Origin of the sequence: Zhenhengia yiwuensis, assembly GCF_014384995.1 — a bacterium.
Lineage (GTDB): Bacteria > Bacillota > Clostridia > Lachnospirales > Cellulosilyticaceae > Zhenhengia > Zhenhengia yiwuensis.
Genome location: NZ_JACRSY010000027.1, coordinates 1 through 26204, shown reverse-complemented (window position 1 = coordinate 26204; position 26204 = coordinate 1). Strand labels below are relative to the sequence as shown.

Here is a 26204-nt window from a genome sequence, read left to right as displayed (position 1 = left end):
CACTCTTGTACTTTAAAATCATTCCTCTTCATACTGCTCTAAAAATCCAACTACATCAGATACAATACCTGTCGCAACTGTTTCATCAAGTAAACCACTATTATACTTTATACATAAGCTCTTTTGCGTTTTATTATAACTTTTTACATAACATACTATGTTTTGCATGCATGTCTCACGGTATTCCGAATAATCATATGATATCAATGTACTATACATTGGTAATTCTATATCATCACCTTCAGAAATTACGTTTTCTGCTTTGATCTGGCTTTTCAAATCTGCCACATAGTCGTAAAACTCCATATCAATGGCAATGTCATACTGTATTCGGTATAATGTTTCCTTATATTCGAAAATGCATTTAACGTTTTTCTCTTCTATGTAATCCTGCATAAAGAACAAAACTAAGGCCATAAATACAATTGATTCTTCGCTAGTGCTTCTTTCTGCTAAGTCCTTTAAGTTCTTCATTCCTATCTCACTGATTGGATCTTCTACAGAACGCATTTTCTTCTGGTTTACACCTTGCCTTACATATTCTTTTTTATAAGGTATGTCACCCAAAGCCTTTTCACTTGTGCTTTTACAAGCCATAATATATTCCGTTAGTAATTCGATTGTTGGGTAGGTAAATATATCTACAACTGACAAGTTCAATGTAAACACTGAATTTAACATTTCCTGCAAGGATACGGCCCGAATGGAATTACCTCCTATAGCAAAAAAGTTTTCTTGCAAGCCTATTTCCTTCTTGTTCAAGACTTTTTCATAGCAAGTAGTTACTTCTGCACAAATTTTACAGTCTAAAACTTTCTTACTGGAATCCAATAATGCATACTTTTCTACTTCCTTCATATCCACTTTTCCACTGCTTTTTGTTGGAATACAGGATACCCGAACGTATTCATGTGGAATCATGTATTTAGGCAGCTTCTCCCGAACAATTTCTATAAATTCTATCACAGGAATAAATTGCTCTGAAATATAATAGCAGACAATGCATTCCTTGTTATGTACTGCAACTAGACAATTTTTTACCTTAGTCATTGTTAAAATATTTTTTTCAATTTCACTTAGGTCGATTCGATATCCATGTACTTTAATCTGCTGGTCTTTTCGGTTAAAAATGCTTATCTCTCCATTTTCCAGCCAACATGCAAGATCTCCAGTATGGTACCAGATTTCTCCACTATCTTCTCTTACAAACTTTTTGTTTGTTAGTTCCTCGTCCCCCAGATAACCACTAGACAGTCCCGCACCAGACAACCACAATTCTCCTTGGCAACCAATCGGACAGTCCATTCCCTGTTCGTCAACAATTCTAACCTGGCAATTATCAATAGAACTACCAATGGATATATTATTTTCATTTACATCTCTTTTATAGGTAGAAACAACACTATTTTCTGTTGGTCCATATTCGTTAATCAGTTCTACTTCTGGCAATATTTTCTTGCTCCTAGAAACTAAGGATGGCATTAATGCTTCACCTGCTAACGTAATCTTTCCAAGATGATTTACCTCCCTGCTTTCCTCAATACGTTCCAATAACATATTATACATAGTAGGAGTCAAAATCATATTGGTCACTTTGTACTTTATAATCTGCTCATAAACAGCTTGGGTATCCAGCACATTATCCATCAGTACAATTGGTGCACCAGATAATAGCGGAGTAAAAAATGCAGTCATGAAACCATCAAATGTAAAGCCTAACAGTAAGATGGAAGTATCCTGAGGTGTGAATTGATATTCCCGCACCCTCCAGTTAATTGCATTTGCAATTGCACTATGTCTGATTTTTACTCCCTTACTCTGCCCAGTCGTTCCAGATGTATAGATGATATATGCTAAATCATCCATATATCCACTATAACTTTGTTCCTTTGCCTTGCTATTTTGAATATCAAAGTTACATTTACTATATTCTTTTGGTAAACCACTTTCCTTACTGCATAGGATAAGAGCAGCCGAACTTTCCTTTAATATTTTCAGCATTCTATCATATGGGGTATCCTTTGCTAATGGAAGATACACAGCATTTACGAAAAATACTGCAAGTATTCCTACTGCAACATGGAATGCATTGTCACAATAAACTGCAACTACATCGCCTTGCTTAATGCCATGTCTTTTTATCTTTTCTGCCATACCTAGCACCATGTTGTAAATTTCTTCATAGGAGTAATTCCTATCCTGATAGATAACACAACATGATTTTCCTCTGGATTGTACCACTTGGTAAAAATTTTTAAATAAAGTAGACTCTGGAACATGAACTGCCCTACCTTCTCCAAACATCTTCACCTGATAAATCATTTCTTTATCCATCAATGGATAAGTCCCTATTTTCCTTGTACTATTCTGTAAAATACTTCTGCATAAAGTCATAAAGCTTTGAATCTTATATGGTATCCACTCCTTCTTTAACCTGTCTTTGTGGAACGTAAAGTTGCAGTTATATCCTTCAGATGTGGCAATAACCTCCAGAATCAGTGCATTCTGTGCAACTGGATTCATTAAATGCATATGTTTCATTTTCACATTAGGTATCTTTATTTCCGGCAGTTCAAAGTTTTGAAATACGAACATGATATCAAATAGGGATTCTATTTCCCTATTTTCTGCTTTCATTGAAGATAGCAGATCTTGAAGCATAAATTCCTTATTTTCAATTCCGTTTGCTATCTTTGTGGCTATTTTCTGTACAAAACTTTCAAACGTATCTTCTGTATCTATTTCAACTCTTATTACAAGTGTATTTACCATCATGCCAATGGTATGAAACACAGCATCCTGATCACGTAAGCTAACTGGTACTCCAATATTGAAGCTTCTCTCACTTGTTATTCTATAAACATAAATACAGTAAATAGCGAATAATGTGCAGAATTCCGATGCATTGAATTGTTGTGATAACTGTTTGATTAAATCAGTCATCTCTTTATCTAATTGAAAATAAACAGCTTCTCCTGTGTAATCCATTCTATTTCCTCTTGATACCTCAGCAGGCACACGAAAACCAAAATTACTATCTTTCAGTTCATTTATCCAGTATGACCTCTGCTGTTCCAAAACATGTTCCACATATTTTTTCTGAAACCATTCTGCATAATCTAAATAATCAGTTGTCTGCACTGCACTCTTCCCAGCGTATAATGCATTTAGCTGCTCAATAAAAATTCCCAATGACTGACCATCCATTAGAAGGTGATGGAAGTCAATTAATAAATATCTTTCCTGGTTTATGGTATTCTGGATATCCACTACTCGTAGTAGCGGAGCCTCTGTAATATCAAATGGCTTTATAAGACTTGTAAAGTAGATTGTATCAGGTATTTTTTCAAGCATTACCTGTTCCACTTCAAACTCAATATTGTCCTGTAAAACTAGCACTGGATTATCCTTATTACCCTGAAATGCCGCTGTTAAAATTCTATTATTTGATATAATTTTTTTTATGTTGTTTTCTAATTGTTTTACATCAAGTTTTCCTGATATTTGAAATAAAAATGGCATATTCAATACGGTCCCATCACATACCTGCTGCATTGCATAGATATGTGATTCGAAATTTGGAATTGGAAACTGCTTCCCTGTTCTGTGTGGAATAGTAATGTTTTCTTTTTCCGAACCTTGCGTAATATGCTGCACTAATTTTTCAAACTTTGTATACTTTAAAATATCTGCGACACTAATATTCTGGTTCAACTTTTTACTTAACTTAGCAGCTAATGTCATTGCTTTTAGGGAATGTCCGCCTAAAGAGAAAAAATCGCCAATCTTTTCTGTCTGCAATACTTCAGACCATATTTCATATACTTTCTTATATGTCTCTGAAAGAAGTACATCATCTGGAATTTTCACATGTTCTTCTTTTTCTTGTGTAGCATATAAGAATTCCTTCTCTGTATGAATCAGTACAGGTTCTATCTTTCCCAATTCATTCTGGTTTCTTAATGCCTGTATATAATTCTGATTTATAATGATTTCTTTTTTATTTATGTCAGAGTCTATTTCAAGCAATTCTGTTTTTTCAATCTCCTGCACCTGTTTTTCTTGCTGTTCCATATAGGTTTCTTCTAAACATACTATATGTTTTAATAATTTAGGATTCCAAAAAGAACCTCTTCTAACTTTAAAAATAATATATTTTCCATCGTGATTCATAATTTCTGCAACTTTATTTAGAAACTTAAAAATATATGAATTTTTTCCTGTATCAACTAGCATAAATTGAATGCTATCAATTCCACTCATAAATTCTGCAGAAAATAGATACTGTAAAATTGCTTCTTCCACTTTCCTGCCTAGAACCCTACAGCTTAAGTAAAATCTGGTGACAGAAAATACTTTTGTTTCTGCTATACTCCCTTCCAGATATCCTACAATTCCATAACTTCCAAACTGATCCTTTACACAAATAGAGAATGTTTTTTTCTTCTTAGCTATAGAATCTAAAATATTTTGCTCATCTAGTTTTTCTCCATTCAAATTAAACTGATTAGTACGATAGCTCAATTGTGATACCCTAGATAAATTAAACTCATTTATATTACAAAAACGAATTTCTAATTTTAATTTTTTCAGATATTCATTCTGATTTTCTGCCTGTTTCTTTACTTCTTCCCTACTCAATTGCTGTTTATAAAAAAGCGTCCTGTTTTTGTCCTCTTCTGTTATCAATTTCTTATCAAAGGCCCAAATTGATAATATAAAAGGCATAATATCCTCTTCATTCTCTGGCATAAGAATAGAAAATACTTCTGGAAAATTCCTCATTACCTCACTACATTCCCATATACTATCATCTATGAAAATAAAACTGGATAATCCCAGATTCAGTTCATTTGCAATTTCACGTATATTTTCACTCTTATTTTTCCAATTAACTTTAAGTGTAACAAAATCATCCAATGACAAAGGCATCTCAGTTTTTTGAGCAAACACTTCCCTTACAGTTTTTTCCTCATTCTTGCTACATAAAGCTAATAGAAAACCCTCTTGTTTCTTTTTTAGCAGAAATTTTTGAAAATCCATATATGCTTGTGAAATTTCAATATTTTCTACTCCAGTTTCTTCTGCGATTCCTTTCCATAAAGTGTGATCACAATCTAAAACAATTACCTTATATTCATTAGCATATTTCACATTTATATTTCGAAATACTTTTTTTGAAAGATCCAAATAAAAATCCAATGAATATGGTATATTTGCTTCACGATAACTATAAAAATCATATGCATCCTCAGCTTCCTGCCTAGTATACATTTCAACTAAATCATAATACCTAATATTTTTATAAGTACGGATTCCTTCTATAAATTTTGCATATATCTGCTCAAACATTGTCTCTAGTTCACTAGAAACTTTCCACGGTATCATATTTTTCATACCATAGATCTGAATCTCACTCTCCTGATTTTCCTGTAACATTTTCCTTATATTTACTAAAACATCATTTGCAATTTTTTCAGCCATTTTACCTGACTGACCTTCTACAAGAAACTCTAATGCTAAAAACAATACTATATGCTGATTCTTTAAAATCCTTTCAAAAGCAAGATTTCTAATATCAATTGCTTTTGTCATTACATGAAGATTATTCCTTCTTCCCCATTCATTCCAGTATAATGCCAATGGTTTCATCTCAAATGAGGATATTGTAGACACTTCGCATTTTCTATTGTCTAGGATTTCCTCAATTTTACTGTTGGATGTGGCAGAGAGCATCTTCAGGATTATGTTGTAGTAATCTTTGTATATTTTTTTCAAATCAATGTTTTTAGCTGGATTAGTAATAAGTTTCATTCGTATGCAGTCTTCTATATAAATCTGACACACTATATCATAGTGTGTATTTTCAATAACTTTATGCAATCTTAATAGGTCTGAATCTACTTTAACAGGGTAATTTTCTACAACAATAAGAGTATTCATTTCTTTCATTTTATCTGAAAACATATCCTGTAAGTCAATAATTGAAATATGTTGGTAATTTAACGATTCTAAATGAATTCTATTAACGTGCTTATAAAATTCTTCAAGTTTTTGGTTCTTTTGAGGCTTTATATGAAACAGATATGTACTGATAAATAATCCTACAACTTGCTCAAAATTTTTATCACTACAGTATCTTCCAGAATTTGTTACACCAAAATCTGCACATTGATTATATTGAAATAAAAACAAAGACCATGCTGCATAAAAAAATGTAGATAGAGTAATATGCTTATCATTTTTAAAGTGATTAAGCTTTTCTGTTAACTCTCTGCTTATTATTCCCTCATAGTTTTTCTTACAATTAATCGTGTTATGTGTATATGGAAGAAACATGTGAAAAACTGCCTCTTTTCCTTGTTTCTTCCAGTATTCAATTCCGCCCTTATTATCAATACTGCGTAAATATTGAAGATAATCTTTATAGGTCAGTACCTTTTTACATTCTTTGCCTTTAAAACATTGTTCAAATTCTTCTATGACTAAATTTGTGCTCCATCCATCCAGAAACAGATGATGAGAATGCAGAATCATATATTGCTCACCATTGGATTCTGTAACCAATATTATTTTGATTGCATCTTTTTGTATATCAATTTTCTCTTCTTTTTCATTTTCTAGAATTACATCTATACTCTCTTCAGTTATAATATTACGAAAGTTAACCTCTTTTTCTTTCATTACAACCAGTACTGGCTTTTCCATCCGTTCCCACTTAGCAATACTCTTTAAAATAATATTATGCTCCAGTACATGATTCCAACTTTCTTTTACCTTTCCTGCCTCTACGTGCTTTCGTAATTTAAAGCATACTATTTCATCATAAATAGGTTCCTTCTGAGATAATGACTGAAATAGAATTCCCTGCTGTACCTTGGACATCATTAATACTTGTGCTATGTTATTTTTCATATATAAAACCTCCAAGCTTCAGCCTTATCCAGTATAAATATCATAATAATGTGTATATCTTAGCCAAGGAACATTACACCTTTTACAAATTTCTGGGCAATCATCAACATTCAGTAATTTATGTTTTGTATCCTTAAGAAGCTTTTGATAAACATCACTATTTACTATTTCCGTTAAAGTATTTTTTGTGATATTTCCTATTTCAAAAGTTGTATTCCAATCAAAGCAACACAAATGAACATTTCCATGAAAATCAATTGGCAATTCAAATAAAGGCCGCTTACAGCCGATTTCATTATGATAATCCCTTGTATAGGCATCCTGTCTATCATCTAATTCCCAATCATATATTTCAACTGCCCCATGCCATTGCTTAATCTGCTCAAAAAAGCTTCTGTCTTTCTCGTCATAACAAGTAATGCAAATGAGATTAAACTTCTTCAAAAATTCATTTTTCTTCATATCATTTCGATCTAACAGTAATCCATTAGTCCACAATAAGAACTTACCATTTCTTGTCCGTTTAATCACTTCTAATAGTTTGTTTTTATGCAATAATGGTTCATTATAATTATGAAATGCTATGTAGCCGTTAAAATTTAAATCCTGCGCTTCCTTAATGCTCTTTACGATTAAATCAACATCTATAGATTTTTTGTCATTTACATATTTACGGTAATTAATAGGGCATTTATCATGACATTTTTTCAGATTACAATCATCACCGATTTCAAATGATAGTATGCTTGTTTGTGATAAGTCCATTATTTTCCCTCCTGTATTCCAATTTTTTTATATCTATCCTACTGCTCTAGGATTTCCATTATCTTATCTACCTTTTTATATGCAATAGGTGATACAAAACAATTTTGAACTACATATTCCTGCATTGCAGTTATATCATCTGATAATTCCTTATCATTCACGATTTTGGAAATAATAGAAGCAATCTTTTCAATTCCCTCTTCTGTAATTCCACGATTAGTTATCTCCTGTGTTCCAATACGGATTCCCCATTTGCCATTTAATGATGGTAACACTGCACCATTCACTGTAATATTTACCTGACTTAATAAATCAATTACAAGATCCACATCTTCTTTTCCGCCACATTCAAACCACAGCTGATGGGAAGCTGAGTATCCTAACTCCAGTAATTGTACATTTACATTCTTCGCTTCTAATTTTCTAGCAAGAGTCTGTGTATTTTTGAGGATATTCTTTGCATATTGAATAAAATACTGTTTTCCTTTTTCTAGTACTAAACCTAAGGATGCAACATCTGCCATATGATGATGAGAGATAAAGCAGTTTCCTGTCTGCTCAAATTGCCATTTTAATAGTCTTCTATTGGTTGCAAATACTGCCTTATGAGGCCCTGGAAATGTTTTATGTGTATTGGCAATTAAAATATCTGCACCTTCTTCTAAAGGTTTCTGGAACTTATCTCCTATGATAAGTCCAAAAACATGTGAAGCATCATAAACAATTAGTGTATCTTTACTTAGTACTTTCTTTAACTCCTTGATTGGTTGTGGAAATACTGCCATACACAAATCGATATAGACCATCCTGATCTTATCCAGATTTTCATACTCCTTTAATTTTTCACAGTCAATCTGCCACGTTTCTTTGTTGAAAGGAAGATACTCACTCTTAAATCCAATTTTCTTTATGATAGCACTTGTTTCAAAATGCCCACCATCATTAGGGTCAAGGGACATAACAACATCTCCTATCTCATTATAAGAAGCAATTGTAGTAAGCATGCCATTTAATCCTGATATAGCTTTCAAACTTACATATTTACAATTTAAATATAATTTCAATAAGTCTGCTGCTCTTTTTTCAATCTTGTCCAATTCAAAAGATGGATATTTCCACACAGAATCATTATCAAATGAATATCGTGCAAACATATCTAATAAGAAAGGAAGTCTTTCCTCAACCATTTGAAGATTTTCACTTGCCACAAGTCGAATCGTTTTTCTGCTAAGTTCTTCATTTTTCTTTATATAATCTAATATCTTTAATTCATTATCCATATTTTATACCTCTTCAAGCATAGTATAAATTTTATCGATTACATCGCCGATTACCTCATAATCACCGATTACTAAATCATCGTCGCTAAATTCCATATCATAGGTATCTTCCAAAAACACTAATAACCTAATAAAATCAATTGAATTCATACCAATACTTTCAATTTTTTTATCTACTGTAATCTCCATTTCACTGTTGTTTATAATTTCTTTAATCTTCCCTGTAACTACTTCAAAAATTTTATCTTTACTCATATTAATTCTTTCCTTTCTTATTTTTTATAATGTATTTAACATTTCCTATCATTATAGAATCTTTATATATTATTATTTTTTCACCATATGGAGTTACTAGTGTATCTTTCTCTATTCTACCTAGTGAACTATAGCCATTTAGATACATTCTATTTTTTTGATATGTAAAATAAATTTTGTTTACTCTATTAAAGGCACGAATATTTTGCCTATTCATTTCGTTCTCTTCTAATGATTCATCTAAAATATACTCATTCTGGTACCAATCTTTATCCCCTTCTTTCAAAGTAAATTCCATATCATTTCTATAAAATGTCCCAAACTCAGTATCACTATCAATATAAAATCGAGCTAACTCTACCTCAAATTCTACTGTATAAGAACTACCTACAAATTGATTTCCATGTCGCATTAACTTTATCCATTTTTTTTTATCATTTGATATACATATACAGTCTTCATTAAAAAAAAACAAAAAAATAAAACTGCCTTCGTTGGATATATAATTCTTTATCTCATGATTGCTAATATTGATCTCTGGCTTTGTGTTACATGCTACTGGATTAACTGATTTAATCTTTCTGGCATCTTGCAATGCCAATAGCGTTTCCCAGAATAAATCATGTTTGTCAAATAGCTCAATTAATTTTGTAATCTCATTCTGTGCATATAAGAGCATGCCCAGCCTATACTCTTTTGACCACACTTGGACTACATATTCATTTAAATACGAACCTGTTACTATGCAAAAACTTGATGCCATACACTTAAATACCTTGCATCCATATCCAAAACCTGAAATCTGCTTATCTTTAATACGATATAGGCTATTTGCAAAATCAAATTCCGATAATAAATCAATAGGAGAATTTTTACTTATCAATGCTTTTACTCCTTTTAACGCATCATCAAATGTTGCGATTAACCCAGTAGAAGGATTTAAGCATTTATTGGTAGATGAAAATTCTGCATGTTCCATTCCTAATGGCTTGAATATTTTTTTTTCAACCAAAGTTTCATATTTTTCTCCATAGATACATTCCAGAATAAAACCTAAAATATTAAATCCTGTATTTGAATATTTATAATTCGTCCCAGGCAGAAATAAAAGTTTGCATCCTGAAATACTATTTACATGCTTTTCTAGGTCTTCACATGAGTAAAAATTATTTCCTAGTCTTGCATTATTAAAAAGACCTGAAGAGTTTGTAAGCAATCTCTTTATAGTTACATCTTCTGATACATCGTTACTTCCATAAAATAATGAAAAATCTTTTAGATACTCTGTTATACTCTTTTCAAAGTCTAGCCTACCTTCTTGTCTAGCAATACAACAAAGCAGTGCCGTATACAGCTTACTTATAGAATATAGATGCACAGACTTGATATTTTCGTCCATATTATTTTGCTTTTTCCATATTATTTTATCATTATAGATTATGCTACACTCAATTTTTGTGCGTGGTATTTCTCGAACAATTGTTTCATATTCTCTATTGCACAAAGCTTTGATATCTTGCTCAGTAAACACACAATTAACTCCTTTAAATTACTAACTATATATTAAACTCAAAATCATTGGCTATTTTTTCTACTTTAAATATCTTTCCAATTTGATATTCCATATATTCTTGATTTTCAGCATTTAAACCATTATCATGTATCATCATACAACGTGTAAATATCTTCTTTTTATTTACTTTTTCTGGCATCTTGCTTGAAATTGTATTAGGCTGATCGCTATAAACATTAACGGAAATGGATGAGAAATGAACCTTTTTAATAAAATCCATTGTCATATCAAAATCCTCATCCGTTTCACTAGGGAATCCAACTATAAGGTCTGTCCCTAACTTACAATCGTACTGGGCGATTTCAATCAGTTTCTCTTTTAATTTTGTTACATCTACAGGTCGATTCATAAGTTTAAGTATTCTTTCGCTTCCAGATTGAATTGGTACCTCTAACGAAACAAGACGTTTTTTCTTAACCAGCTCCCTAATCGTATCGTAGTACTTCAGAAACATAAATGGATGAAAGTCTCGGATATAAATTTCAAATTTTTCATCTATTGCATCTATCCTTTTAAGTAAATCTTCGATACTCAATCCAATATCAATTCCGTAATCACCAACACTATCTCCAAGTAACTGAAAACGCTTTACACCTTTTGATAACTGATCTATTATTTCTATTTCTATTTTTTCTAATGACTTACTCATAATACTTCCAACACCACGACTGATAACACAATAGGAACATTTTCTGACGCAACCTTTTACAACAACGATATTAGAAATTTGCATATTCTCATCATAAGATGAAATTACCTCTTTCATATCTTCTCGTGTCATCTGAATGTCACAGGCATCACTTAAAGCACTAAAATCTGTTGGTGTACATGTTACTCCACCAAATATTCGTTTCAATAAATCTGGACATGTTGCTGGAAGGCAACCACATACAATAACCTTCTGTTCCTTGTACTTCTTAACGAATTCCTCAATTGTTTTTGCGCTCCTACTGACAAATGTGTCTACAGAACCACAAGTATAAATAAAACTCAAATCACTTTCTTCTGGTGCAAATACCTGCTCATAGCCAATTGCATCTAGCTTTCTGCATAAAATTTTAATCTCGTCTCTCCTATTTAAACAAGATAGTTCCTTGATAAAATATTTCATGTTTCCCTCCCTAAAATTTTTATACTTTTTAAATATAGACTTTATCTTCTCCTTTTGCTACTACCATCATTCTAATAATTCTTTTAACTTGCTTAACATCTTTCTCCTCTTTTAAGCTATATTCTTTAAATAGGTTCATCCAATAGTAAAACCCTATTTTTTCCTTGATAGCCGATATGGGTTGACTTTTTCCTTTTCAAATTTACTCTCTTCTTCTGTTAAATAAATATCTACTATTGGTTCACATAACGCCTGATTAGCATATTTAGCATGATTTTTTAATTCGACTCTCTTGTTATTTATATATACAATCCTGATCCCTTTTTTCAGTGCAAAATGAAGTGCTTCACATGGGCGATTCACGATTGGTTCACCACAGTCATTTAGTGAGGTATTACAAATAATCGGAACCCCTGTTTCCTTATAAAATGCTTGAATTAGATTGTATAGATTTTCTATCTCGTCATTTTGTAATAGCTTGAATTTTTGTTTAATTACTTAAAATATCAGTCAACCAGAAACTTCATACAATAATCTCCATAATTCTCTTAACTTAAACTTAATCGCATTGATTTTAGAAACTAAGATTAATATTGTTTTACTATAAGTTAGATTCGATTTTTCTTTTCTTTATTTTGTTTCTTAGAATTTGAAACCTTTTCACTTGCTCTTCTAAAGTAAAATATAATTCAGTATGTACATAAATATTATGTTTTCTACAAAGTTCATTTAAATAGAAAATAGCTTCAAATTCTTTTTCTCCGAATTCCCAGTCACATTCTATACGGTGACGTAATGAATACAATTCAGCAGAAATAACTACATAATTAATATTTGCTTCAAGACATTTATTTACAAAAGCTTCTATTTCTTCTTTGCTTGAATTATATGAAAAAATAATATACTTAATTTGAACTTCTCCACCTGTTTCACGATACTTTTTTATATTTTTCCAAACAATATCAAAGCAATCAACACGTTTGATTTTCGCATAAGTTTCTTTTTTTCCAGAATCCACGCTTATATTTACACTTGCTTTACCTGAATGTAAACCTTTATAAAGAGCATCACTAAATAACAACCCATTAGTACGAACTTGAATTTTAGTATCAAAGTTAAAAGCCTTTGACAAAATTTCTTCAAATTGTTTATGTATAGTCGGTTCTCCGTTAGCAAGTATTATTTGTGTCTCTGAATTAACTAAGCATTCTGAAATAAGTCTATCAAAAACTTCTGATATATTAATAACATCAGGAATATTTCTTGTAATATCACCGCAATACACACATCCAACATTACATCTATGAAAAGTACCAAAACCAATTGTTTTTAAATATAGATCATCATATTTAAGTGGAATAAATTTTTGCTTTTTTAAAAAAGCACAATTTTCACAAATTCTACATGTTTTAGATTGTAACTCATCGAAACAGTCGATATATCTATTAACAAAAAACTCTTTTGTGAATTTATCCATAAATTCGTCAATTAAACCAATACAAGGAATAGATTTGCTTCCAATACAACAGAAATTATATACATTATCTTCTAAATATAAAGATTTTTGCATTATAGGGCAGTCATTCACTGTTTTACCAATATACCTTGCGTTAAAATAATCTATTTTTTTTCTGATATTTGTTTCAGCGTTAAAACTCTTCTCTTTAGATTTTTGATTTTCAACCATTACACTCACCTCTCATATTAATTATTAATAGGCGTTTACAATCTGTCGGAGTGTGCATAAATACAGGCTTTTCTCTGTCATAAAATAATATACCTCCTCACCGATTTATGGTAAAATTCAATCTCCAAGCAAAAATTAACTAACAAATTTTCCTCCCTAAAATTTTTATACTTTTTGAATATAGACTTTGTCTTCTCCTTTTGCTACTACCATCATTCTAATAATTCTTTTAACTTGCTTAACATCTTTCTCTTCTTTTAGGCTATATTCTTTAAATAGGTTCATCCAATAGTAAAACCCTATTTCTTTCCTTGATAGCCGATATGGATTGACTTTTTCCTTTTCAATTTTACTCTCTTCTTCTGTTAAATAAATATCTACTATTGGTTCACATAACGCCTGATTAGCATATTTAGCATGATTTTTTAATTCGACTCTCTTGTTATTTATATATACAATCCTGATCCCTTTTTTCAGTGCAAAATGAAGTGCTTCACATGGGCGATTCACGATTGGTTCACCACAATCATTTAGTGAGGTATTGCAAATAATCGGAATCCCTGTTGCCTTATAAAATGCTTGAATTAGATTGTATAGATTTTCTGTCTCTTCAATCCTGCAAATAGTCTGAATCCTTGCACTATTATCATTATGTAAAATTGCTTTAACTTTATCCAATTTATTCTTCTTTATCTGAAATGTATGTAGCATATAAGGTGATGGGTAAGCATCTTCAAACCAGTCATCTAGACACTCTTCTAGAATAATTGGCGCAACTGGCCTCCACATTTGCCTATTTTTTATAATATTTAATTTATCCTTACTTTTCTGAAATCTACTATCTGCTATCAAACTTCGGTGTCCTAAAGCACGTGGACCGATTTCTGCCTTGCCATCAAACCATACAATCGGATCCTCTATGATATCTTGCACTGCAACATCATACTCAATGGCAGAAACACTTTTAATAAATCCTTCCTTATCCAGGTAATCCAATATTTCATTTTCATCATGAAAACTATCACCATAAAAAGCACTTCTAAATTTGAAATTCACTTTATCCATGTTACGATAAAACATATATAAAGCAACTCCTAATGACTGCCCTGAATCATTAATACAAGGAGGTGCTATAAAACCTTTGAAGCCAAAACGTTTCATTAAATATGCATTCGTTGGGCAATTCAGGCCAAATCCCCCGCTTATAGCTAAATACGTACACTCTGGATCTAGTCCATATTTTTCAATAATCTCTACAATCTGCCGTTCCATAATATGCTCAGATAAGTGCTGTATTTCTTTCATCACAGCACTGGTTATATTATCCTTGGCAGTATATTCTTTATCATAGTCAAGTAGATGTTCTGCCTCGCAGTTCTCACCTTTCACTGCTCCAATACTTTGTTCAAAAATATCTTCACAATATTTTCGTTCTGCATTTCTAATATGTACCTCATCAAATTTAATAGATGAAGTTTTTTTCGTTTTACTTGCATAAGCAAGCGCCATCAACGTTCCTTCCTGCATTTTTCTTTCTCTTGATGCTACCGCCCATAATGGACCAGGAGATTCAATATGAAAATACTCTATCTTCCCCTTTCTAACAACACAGCCTGTATATTCCAAGTCACTTCTTGGTTCTTCCGTATCATAATCAGAAGCTAAATCTACTGATAATGCTAAAATAGTTTCATTATAAAACAGTTCTGAATCCAGCATAATAGCAGAAAATAAATGACAAAGACTATGATATGAATACTCTGTATCATTCACATAGTCCCAGCTTTCTGCTAACAGGGGTGTTCCCCAAACCTCATTCATATCATCTAAACTTAGATCGTACCTTTCCAACAATTTGTTTATAGATTCTCTTGCATGTTTTTTGTCATAGAAAGCTACTTCGTGATGTTTAAGTCTGGATTCTCTTTCCAGTTCCCAAAAATGTACCAGTTCTATGTCATCACCTTTTTTCTTCCATAATGAAACGTTCTGATCATGTCGCTGTGTGTAAACATCGTAAAGGTTACAATAGTCACTAATAGCAATATACGTTGATAAATAATAACCATCCTTTAAAATTTTCCCCACCTCTTCCTATACAACTTATAGCATAATAACTTCGTCACTAATTCTTTCAATGCTCCTATCATGTGTAATAAAAATAATGCTACAATATTGTTTTAAATGTTCAATTGTCTCAAGCAATTTATCTGTGTTGTCCTTATCCAGTGCCGATGTCACTTCATCTAAAAGTAAGATATCTGACTTCTTCACTAACGCCCTTGCTAAAGAAATCCTTTGTTTCTGTCCACCAGATAATTTATCTCCATCATCATTTAAAAGGGTATCATAGCCTTCTTCCAAACCTTTCACAAATTCATCCACGCCTGCTAGTTTTGCGGCTAAATAGACTTCTTCCTTCGTAGCATTTTCATTGCCACAACTAATGTTTTCATAAATTGTATCACGATATAATTGTGCTTCCTGAGGTACATATGCTACATCTGAACAATCCTGGTTAAATAGAATCTGTCCATCTGAAACCTTATACAAACCTAAAATAAGTTTGATAATTGTTGATTTTCCTTTTCCGCTTTCTCCTTCTATTAATGTAAGCTTATTCTTTTCTGCTTTCATATTAAAATCCTGTAATACACTAACGCTTCCATCATAGGAAAATGATACATCCTGCAGTTTTAATGCCAGTCTAGTTCCTTCTTCTGCCGTTAAATATTCGCGTGTGATATTTTCTTCTTCCTTTAAATCATATAATGCAAATAACCTCTTAACTCCCGCCATGCTATTTTTATACTTACCATATTCAACAGGGAACTCACTAAATAACATATCTGTATTGCTTTTCATACTAATCAATGCAACAATACTTCCCCAATTAGCCCATGAATGATATACAAACAGACATCCAACAAATAACAGAATCAAATACACAATAATATCAATTGCAAGAATAATGGAATTCATTTTTGCATTAATATTTCCATTCTCAATTCGGATTTTCTTTTCTTTTTCTGCTGCATCAGCAATTACTTTTTGTTTTTGATTCTGACATGTTAATAGTCTTATACTTTTGCACGCCTTAATCATCTCCATAAAGTCAATCGATGTATTTGCCTGCTGTTCTAAAAGATTTCTGCTCTTTTCCTCCATTCTCTCTGTAAAATATTTTGTAATATAAATTGAAATACTTCCTAATACCAATACAATAAGGGCAAAGCGGTAATCCATGATGATCATAATAATAAGTCCTACGATACCACCTAATAATTTTCGAATTACATTCTGTAAATTATCCTGGATCATAGATTCTAAGCAGGACATATCACCAGTTACTTTTGAAATTATCTCTCCTGTTGGAGTATTATCAAAATAGCTAATAGGAAGTTTCACTAAATGCTCACTCATGCTACATTTAAATTTTCTCATTGTATGGTAACGGTTCCTATCTATTAGAATCTGGCATAATGGTGATACAATCCACCATGTTAAAAATACACCTGTATATGCTAGTACAGACATCGTTACTTTCTGTGAATCTAGCTGTAATGCTCCATTTGTAATGCCCTTAATACAAAATGGTAAAAATGCACTTGTGAGTACTTCCAGCATACAAAAACATGTTACCGCAAGAAAAAAACTACCTTTCTTATTTTCCATTAAACTAATAATTCTTGTAATCATAGTTCTACTCTCCTATCTGCTAGTTTAAATAGAGAATCTCTATGTGTTGAAATAAAAATAATTTTATGCTTTGACATCAGATTGAACTGCTCAATAATTTTCTGCTCTGTTTCCTCATCTAGTGAACTTGTAGGCTCATCAAGTAGAAGTATCTGTGCATCTGATAAGAATACCCTTGCCAGGCCTATTCTTTGTTTCTGTCCTCCTGACAATTCTCCATTACCATCGCCAATTTGAGTATTATAACCTTCTGCAAGACATTTGCAAAACTCACTTGCGCAAGCCTTTTCTAATGCATCCAACACTTCTTCGTCACTTGCATCTGGTTTTACAATTCTAACATTATCCATTACTGATCCTGTAAATATGTAAGTATCTTGAGTCATATTAAACACTTTTCCCTTGACATTTATCTCTCCTTTGTTCGGTTGATAGATTCCAGATATTAAATCAAAAAGAGTTGTCTTTCCTTTCCCTGACCTTCCCGAAATAACTGTGATACTATTCTTATCGACATTCAAACTAAAGTTCTTGAAAATCTTTTTATCGCCAAACACAAAAGATACTTCCTTTAATTCAACAGCTACTTCAGAACCTTCCATCAACTCAATCTGACTATCTTCTTCGAGCGTTAACCGTTTACTAAAATCTTGTATTCTTGAAATGGCAGCTTTGGTATAATTTAAACCATCTAAAATAAATGGAAAAAATACTGTTGGTCCTAACACATAATCTAATAACTGATCGATAGAAACCATTGCACCTAATGTAAGATGATTATGAAGTACAAGCCAGCCTGCAAAAATATAAAATACAATATGAGGCACAGCATATACCATTGAACAGGCTGTTTGCATCATACCATTATATTTAGAAATTGCGAAACCAAATCCCTGTACATCCATATACCGTTCTTTTACCTTATTCAATCGGCGTTCATTCATTTTAAAGCTCTTAACTACTGCAATCTGCGAAATAACCTGCTCTAATGCTCCTGTTGCATTACCTTCTGCCTGTGCAATTTTAGGATAATAAGCTCCCATCCGTTTGTTTATCTGATATGTTATATACATCCCGATAGGTGTATAGGAAAAAGTTACAAGCCCTATAATAGGATTTTCAAAAAAGAGGTAACCCAATACTACGAAAAACAAGACAAACTGGGATAACAGGGTAGTCATATCATTACTTAAAAAATTACTTACTGTTTCTACGTCATTATTAATTGTCTTTAAAATATCTCCTCTGTTCTCTGCGCTAATATCTTCATATCTGCTATGTAAAACCTTGTAACAGATGCTGTTCTTCATATAGTTACTGCTCGATGCACCAAAATAGGTAGACAACTTAATTTTCCAATAATTAATTACAATATTAACTACAACAATTGCTATTAGAACAATAAGTTGCTTCATCATATCATCCCATAGAAATGCTGAAGTTGCATCAATTAGCTTCTCAATTACTTTTGTCTTTATGATGGTAACAATCGATAAAACAAGAATTAAAAACGAACTACCAAAAGAACTCCCCTTATTGGCATATATTAATTCTTTAAAAAAATACCTCCATGATTTTGAACTCTTTTGTTCCATATGTATTTTTCCCTCCATAAAATAAAATGTACTTATTATTAAATAAACCTATATTGCTCATACAAATATCTTGATACTTATATTAAAGCTTACAGTATCACTCAGCTTGATATAAGGTATTTTATTTCACTTAAATGCCTATTTCCTCTTGAAATATGTAAAGTTCCCCTCACCATAGAAAGCTCCAGCTTTAAGTTGTATTATTTTTTCACAGCTCTACTCTAGAAGAGGTAATGTATTTAGCCTAACTAAGATATTTTCAAATATTTCTTTGTAAGGTTGGCTACTATATAGCTTAAATATTCTTTTTCTAGCATGTATAATAACTCTATAGCAGCTACTTTAATAATCTTTGTTCGAATCGGTTCCATTCATCTTTTTGCCATACATAGCATTTGAAACCAGTTATTAAAGTTGTATGCAGGCATTGAAATCTGTAGCTTATTTTTGTTTGCTACAAAACTTGTGTTGCTCATGTGGTTAACTTCAAAACCAGTTTTACCTTCTTTAATAAATTTCTCCAAATTAAAGTAAAGAGCGAGCATTTGTTTTAGCTCAAACATCATGTCACTTACAATGAAAGTGTGCCTTATAACCATTTCACCACTAAATTTTTCTAGATTAACAAGACTCTTCCTATGAATCATCTTTATAATAGCTGCATTTCTGGATTATTTTATTATACTTTTCAAAAAATTATTTGCAAATTTCTGTACATCCTTAAGTATATCTACTGTTAAAGCATCAAATATAAAAAGTTGATGATAACCCGTTATGAGATAATGATCACACCGCTTTACAAGTAATTAATTTCTAAGTTCTATAAACGTAACTTTAATAAATTCCTTATTTTTATCTGCTTAATCCTTTCATTTCAAGAACTACTTTCTATTAAGTTCATCTATGAAAAGTTTATAAAGAAATATTTAGAAGGATGCCTTAATAGTCTTTACTACTTTTTAGCAAATGAAAATCTGGATTTTTCTAAGATCACCATCTGTACTGTTTCTAAAGCACTTTCGCTTATTCAATCTCATGTAAAAGATAAGGTAATAGTATATCTTATGACGGATAATACATTACAAACTAAGCTTAGAAAGAACTGTGAGTGTTGTGGTACTTTGTTTGATCATGCAGATTATAGTGGCACATCTTTTAAAATGGACATTGTTTTCTCTCATTGACTATAGGATTACCCCGACTTATTAATGAATCTATCAAATACGTCAACATTCTTATAAATTGCAAGCTCTACGCCAAGTCAAAGGCTAAACTCGAACTAACCACTGAGTTAATAGAAGAAATAACACCTCAACTTAAAGATTACTAAGTTATTGTATTATGTGATGCATGGTATACAAAAAAGCCATTTTTGTCACGTATTCTTGCCTTTGATTTTGTTGAACTTATAGGGGCTTCAAAAGTAGATATGATACCTATGAATTATCACAAACTCCTATTGGTAAGAAAGGTTGCCCCATAAAAAGAGCGATAAAGTAGATTACAAAAAAACTTAGCTTTAGTGAAGAATGTTTATCTGAAAATCTATTAGAGTCAACAGTACAATACCTAACAACTCTTATGCAATTTATGCAACACCCAATACAACATCTTTTGAATTTGTGAGATTATATTTTAATTCCACTAGAGGTTCTAAGAATTTTTACAGTAATAGAATCACAAGAAGTAGATTTAGAAAAGTATGCTCATTCAGTAGGGCCTACCTATACACTAACCATCTTACTCCCATTTATATATAGTAGTTTTAGTGAATACCATTTTCAAAACCTACAAGAAACAAAGTATAGTTTTAGTGCAAAACTACATAATGAATTAATTGATGAACGGTTTATTGAAAACACTACAACTTAGGAAAAATGCTATAGTATTTTCTTCACTCCGAGAATACTTAGATTCAGAGGATATTGCTAGCTAGTTTTCTTGTAAAGTAGTGTAATAATAATTAAAACCTGTTTTTTCTTAATTCCCATAAGTATCAAAACAGTTAGAATCTAACTCTAAAACCATAGACTCTAGCTTTTCATAAGTGCGAATGCATTCTTGTAAGATTTTACATGTTACTTCTAATTTCTCAACTGTATCATCACTCAATCATATGTTAAGTCTAGATAATATGTTTGCTGAAATTCCGGACTACACTTCCAAATCCGGTAAATAACGATTCATATCTTAAAGTATCGGCATAGTCATCACTAAGATAATAACCTATCAACATTTGATAGATTTTCTGAATGATAATAGACTGACTACGGCAAATCCTATTATCATAATCATCATCTTCAATATGGAGGTTATCTTTCAGACACGGTAAAAATCCAAGCTTATGTTCAAATTCATATATACTAAAGTCCTTGCATCAGAAGTTAACTCTCCACCTCCAAAATTAAATTGTATTTTAAAGTTGAAATTAAGGTATCCTTGTAACAAACTAATCATAAAAAGTCTCCTTTTTAGGTTTGAGTAACTTAACACTAATACAAAGGGACTTCTTTACACCTACCAAGAGCAGCTCATTAACTAATCCCCCCCTTATATAGGGTATCAATAAAAACTTGTGAATAACTTAGATTAAATGTCTAATTTTCAATCTATTATCCTTGTATTCACTCGTTTTAGTAATAATTTTTTACTAAAACGTCTTTATTGGTATAGCTATTTTGTTTGGATTCACTAATAAGTTCACGAATCTCCTTAACTATGCTATCTTCTATTGTTATAAGCTTATTGACCTTATCTGAAACTATCTGTTTTAAGTTTTTATTCGGTACATGCAAATTCTTGACTAATACCAATTTAAACTTATCCCATTCTCTTATGCTTTGATCTATGTATCCTATTAACTTTTCTGTAGTATTGCACTGAGAATATTTCTTTTCATCCATTAAGCACATCCTTAATATCTTTCTTTTAGCTAACATTAAATGTGTAAAGTAAAAATCTTTTAATATTAATGATAAAACTTCTACTGGTTGCTCAGACTGAGAGTATTCTAAAATTCGCTCAAGTGCACTTCTACCTATATATTTTTGTCTATTTGTACTATTATCAGTATTTATCTGGGGTTCTAAATAATAATTTTCTACAATTCTGTTTAATATGAGTTCTATTCTATCTTCCATATTCCAATCTAATAGATGTTCTGATTGTACGGAAAGAGTGCTAGCCTCACACAAAACAGCAAAAGCCTTTGCTAGAACATCCTCTTCTACTATACCAATTGCCTTATTGTTTTCTAATTTTATACAACAGCTTTCCTTTAACATAAACGGGCTATCTACATAAAAGAATTTATTTTCATCGTACCCTACTATCAAAAAGAAATGTCCATCTCTTGTTCCTATTATATCAGGCTTATAAGCTTCATAATGTGGTAGCATATCAATCATTGTTCTGATTACTATTAAACTGCCTCTATCTATTTCCTCTTTTAATTTTAAAAATACATTTTCTTGATCTACCTCTATTTTTTTCTCTATAAAAAATGGATTATCATCTCCATAATCTTTATTAAAATGTAAACTAATTTTTTGGGTTTCTTCTAGCCGTAAATTTATATCTTGACAAAAAAACTTTTTATAATCTACCTTATATTCTTCCTTATATTCTTTTAATGCAAAATACAGGATTTGTTCAGCACAATCTAACAATGTACAAAATTCATCTATTTCACCATCTTCATCATAATGATAACTTTGTTCTAATCTATTCATCTTTTCACCTCTATTAATTTCTATACAACAGATACAATCTCTATCTTTATATCACATAAATCAATAGAAGATTGCCTATGAGCATGAAATCGCTCCAAATATGCTTCGTAACTGGAAGAAAGAGTTTTTAGTCAATGTATCAAATGCATTTTCTAATAAAAAGAGGCTTCTTTTTAGAAAGAAAAGGTTGTCCATAAGAAAAAAAAGCGATCAATTTTATAATACGATTGACCGTATTCATATCGGTCCTCCACCTTAGGGAATAAAAAAATTCAGCACCCCTTATTACACAAGGTTACTTTATAGCTAGAAAGCTTGTCAGACTTTATATGCAGGAATTAAGAATTTATGCCATCTATCCAAAACCTTAATCGATCACTGCCTAATAAATAGTACAAAGTTCATCCTTATCTCTTACATCACCTTACCATTGATATCACCTATATTCTAATGGGCAAAAGCTTTATGCATCTTACTGCTATCATTGATAGGCATTCTCACTATATAGTTGTTTCTGATACCTTACAAGTCGAGTCTGTAGTAGATTGTGTAAAAAAACTAGTACTAAATATGCCCCCCTAAAATTATGAACAGTGATCAAGGTAGTTAATCTACAAACCCTGAGTACATCAATCTTTTAAACCATCATAGCATTAAAATCAGCATGGATGGAAAAAGAAGAAGAGCAGATAATATCATAATTAAAAGATTCTTTAGAATATTGATGTATAATGAAAACTCCATCTACCATCATCAAATCCCAAGGGAACTCCTTGTAAGAATTAATAGATTTATAATGAAGAACACCCTCACCAAAGCCACAGTTATAAGACAACCTATGAGGTTTATTATGGTAATAGGGTGGCATCTCAATGTAGGTCTATTCGTCATACCTAAAAGAGGGAAATACCCTTACTTCTATTATAATAGTAGTAAGATATGGTTCGACAGGAAATGATTTAGGCTGTTTTGACAAAGGGCACTGTAAGTAGCCTCTCTCCATTTTACCTGTAACACTCTAATTAAAAGTTTTATATTTAGTGCAGTTTCTAAAGTAACTGTTCAAAACCTCTTAACGATTAATATCTGTATTAATAAAGTCACATAAAAACTTCTTCTTTCTTATACTCTATGCACCTCCTATTAAGTAATAGTAATACTATTTATAATTTATCTGCCATAAAATTAAAATAAATTTCTATAAATTAATTAAAATGAAATATATAGTTAAATTTAAATTTATCAAACTATACCTTAATATTAAATAACATAAAATTATACTTGTCAATATAAATCAATTCAAAACAATTTATCATATTGCAAGTACTCTATTAAACTTATTGATAAAGCTAGAAGAAATGGTGCACAATTAGAACCCTCATGTAAAGTATTAGGTATTATAAGGAGAAGTTATCAAAGATGGACTAAAAAAGATTAACTGAAAGAACTTTCACGATCTTAATGAACTTCAACTTGAAACTCACCATACCTACTCCTAAAAGCCTTTGGCTTATGACGATTATGTGCATTAGTACTAGCAGAACGTTTGTAGTTTTCACAACCTAGATGATAATTTATCTCTACTCCCATCATATTCTAAATGGTACCTCACAATAAATTTTTAATTTTATTTTGAATACAATAAATATTACAAACATAGTGTTCACTCAATAATATTTTTCTTACCTTCACCCATTTTTCCATTAAAAATAGCCTCCTATGATTTTATTTTATCATAGAAAGCCATTAATGGGTTTTAATTTTCATATTTTTCTTAATACTCTCTCATCTTTTTCTAGACCACATACCTTTTACTTCTTCACATTTAATCTCCTCCCTATATAGTCCATATACTCTGTAACGATTATATCTATTTTCAATTAATTTGTCAGGTGACTGCTGCTTCAAAATGTTTAATTGTGTTATAATATATTGTTGAAGAATACTGGCAGCTCCTTCTGGATCTTTATGTGCCCCACCGTTAGGCTCTAATAATATATCATCAATGATATTATCTTCTAATAACTCTTTTGCTGTTACTTTCATCTTTGCTAAGGCTTCATTCTTTCGATTTACATCCTTCCATAATATACTTGCAAATGCCTCAGGTGAAAGTATACTATAAATAGCATTTTGTTGCATAAATACTCTATCAGCAATAGCTAGTGTTAATGCACCACTTCCTGCGCCTTCTCCTATGATTCCCGAGATAATCGGCACTCTTAAACAAAACATTTGTTTAAGAGTGCTTGCAATAGCCTCACTTTGTCCCCTTACTTCTGCCTCTACTCCACAATACGCCCCCGGTGTATCAATTAAGCAAACAATTGGACGCCTAAACTTTTCTGCTTGTTTCATTAGCCTATTTGCCTTACGATAGCTTTCTGGATAAGACATTCCAAAATGTCTTTTTATATTTTCTTGCAAATTAGTTCCCTTATTCTGTACAATAAATGTAACTGTATGTTCTCCTATTTTTCCAATCCCCCCTATTATTGTTTCATCATCTGCATAGTACCTATCTCCATGTAATTCTATAAAATTATTAAATATATTTTCAATATAGTACCTTCCCTTAGGTCTTCCTAAATTGCGTGCAAGCATTACTTTATCCCATTCTTGTTGTAAGTTATGGGATTTACTTTCTAAGCTTATTCTTTTTTCATGTACCTCTTTTTTTTTAATATCTGCACATCGCTTCTTGTTTCATTCATTAAATAATCCATCTCTCATCCTTTGCCTTTTATATCTATATTCTGTATTATATATCTCACCTTATAATCCCTCTCATGCATTATATGTCCAAATAATTGCAATCAAAAAACAAAATAAATTATTATCATTTTTACATAATAAATTTTATTTTAAGTTTATTTTTAAATTATGTCAAGTTTTTGTATTATTTAATCACTTTAAAATACCAAAACATTTTTACTCATACAAATCATTATTGACATCCAATGTTAGAGGTAGATATTTAGAAGTTCTTTTTGTGCTATAAAAATGTAGTTACTAAGTCAGTATAAAATATCCCCTACAAGATAGACTTTTATAAAAAGAATCTATTGGAGTTGTCAATAAAAAGTAGCTACAAAGTTAAGTTGATTTTATGAATTTAATGCTTCAAATTGTGCAGGTGAAATATACCCAAGAGCAGAATGAGTTCACTTTGTGTTAGAATACATTTCAATATATTTAAAGATATCTTTTTGAGCTTGTTCAGGAGTTTCGTATTTTGCATCCTGAATAAATGTATATGGTAACGTAATAGTTGACAGTCAGTGCAGTTGAAAACTTTACACGAGTGCAATAAAATAATCCATATCCTATAGGTATGGAGAGTGAAGGAAGTGTTAAAGTTGTTTGATAAAGATTTACTTATTAAGCTTCATCTAAAGTAAGCGGTTAATAACTGAGTATATTTCCATACTTCCTTATTAATGAGATAATTACTCCAAGACATTCATTGTTTTGGAGTCTTTTACTCTAACTCTATTTGAAATAAGGAGGTACTCTTATTGAGAAAGACCAGTCAAGAAAAAATAAATCTTTGGACATCACGTATTATGGAGTGTCGTAAAAGTGGTCTTCCT

Annotated in this window: 14 protein-coding genes; all 14 read right to left on the bottom strand. The window is 31.2% G+C overall.

Features of this window, described 5'->3' with window-relative positions; genetic code table 11:
• Window positions 1-18: 18 nt before the first annotated feature.
• Window positions 19-6915 carry a non-ribosomal peptide synthetase gene (locus H8718_RS14640; RefSeq protein ID WP_249333464.1) on the bottom strand — a complete coding sequence of 2299 codons (6897 nt, stop codon included), beginning with the start codon at window positions 6913-6915 and terminating at the stop codon, window positions 19-21.
• 24 nt (window positions 6916-6939) lie between these two features.
• Window positions 6940-7680: a radical SAM/SPASM domain-containing protein gene (locus H8718_RS14635; protein ID WP_249333463.1), complete on the bottom strand. Its 741-nt coding sequence runs from the start codon at window positions 7678-7680 to the stop codon at window positions 6940-6942.
• Between the two features lie 38 nt (window positions 7681-7718).
• Window positions 7719-8960 (bottom strand): PLP-dependent aminotransferase family protein, encoded by a 1242-nt coding sequence (locus H8718_RS14630; protein ID WP_249333462.1) that lies wholly within the window; start codon window positions 8958-8960, stop codon window positions 7719-7721.
• 3 nt (window positions 8961-8963) lie between these two features.
• Window positions 8964-9215: an acyl carrier protein gene (locus tag H8718_RS14625; RefSeq protein ID WP_249333461.1), complete on the bottom strand. Its 252-nt coding sequence runs from the start codon at window positions 9213-9215 to the stop codon at window positions 8964-8966.
• A 1-nt stretch (window position 9216) separates the two neighbouring features.
• Window positions 9217-10746, bottom strand: coding sequence for a serine hydrolase domain-containing protein (locus tag H8718_RS14620; RefSeq protein WP_249333460.1), 1530 nt, complete (start codon window positions 10744-10746; stop codon window positions 9217-9219).
• Window positions 10747-10771: 25 nt separating this feature from the next.
• Complete coding sequence (locus H8718_RS14615; protein WP_249333459.1) at window positions 10772-11899, bottom strand: radical SAM protein; 1128 nt, start codon at window positions 11897-11899, stop codon at window positions 10772-10774.
• A gap of 153 nt (window positions 11900-12052) precedes the next feature.
• The gene (locus H8718_RS21095; RefSeq protein ID WP_408646581.1) at window positions 12053-12394 is read right to left on the bottom strand and encodes a carbamoyltransferase C-terminal domain-containing protein; all 342 of its coding nucleotides are present in this window, start codon (window positions 12392-12394) and stop codon (window positions 12053-12055) included.
• A gap of 106 nt (window positions 12395-12500) precedes the next feature.
• On the bottom strand, window positions 12501-13586 hold the full coding sequence (locus tag H8718_RS14610) for a radical SAM protein (RefSeq protein WP_249333458.1): 1086 nt from the start codon (window positions 13584-13586) through the stop codon (window positions 12501-12503).
• Window positions 13587-13751: 165 nt separating this feature from the next.
• Window positions 13752-15674 carry a carbamoyltransferase C-terminal domain-containing protein gene (locus tag H8718_RS14605; protein ID WP_249333457.1) on the bottom strand — a complete coding sequence of 641 codons (1923 nt, stop codon included), beginning with the start codon at window positions 15672-15674 and terminating at the stop codon, window positions 13752-13754.
• 15 nt (window positions 15675-15689) lie between these two features.
• Entirely contained in the window at window positions 15690-17285 is a 1596-nt protein-coding gene (locus H8718_RS14600; RefSeq protein WP_249333456.1) for an ABC transporter ATP-binding protein, read from the bottom strand.
• Window positions 17282-18880, bottom strand: coding sequence for an ABC transporter ATP-binding protein (locus H8718_RS14595; protein WP_249333455.1), 1599 nt, complete (start codon window positions 18878-18880; stop codon window positions 17282-17284). The genes H8718_RS14600 and H8718_RS14595 overlap by 4 nt, the downstream gene beginning before the upstream one ends.
• Window positions 18881-19251: 371 nt before the next feature.
• Window positions 19252-19527 carry a transposase gene (locus H8718_RS14590; RefSeq protein ID WP_249333454.1) on the bottom strand — a complete coding sequence of 92 codons (276 nt, stop codon included), beginning with the start codon at window positions 19525-19527 and terminating at the stop codon, window positions 19252-19254.
• A 1986-nt stretch (window positions 19528-21513) separates the two neighbouring features.
• Window positions 21514-22611, bottom strand: a complete 1098-nt coding sequence (locus H8718_RS14585) for a C39 family peptidase (protein WP_249333453.1) — start codon at window positions 22609-22611, stop codon at window positions 21514-21516.
• 1785 nt (window positions 22612-24396) lie between these two features.
• Complete coding sequence (locus H8718_RS14580; RefSeq protein WP_330597731.1) at window positions 24397-25296, bottom strand: acetyl-CoA carboxylase carboxyltransferase subunit alpha; 900 nt, start codon at window positions 25294-25296, stop codon at window positions 24397-24399.
• Window positions 25297-26204 lie beyond the last annotated feature (908 nt).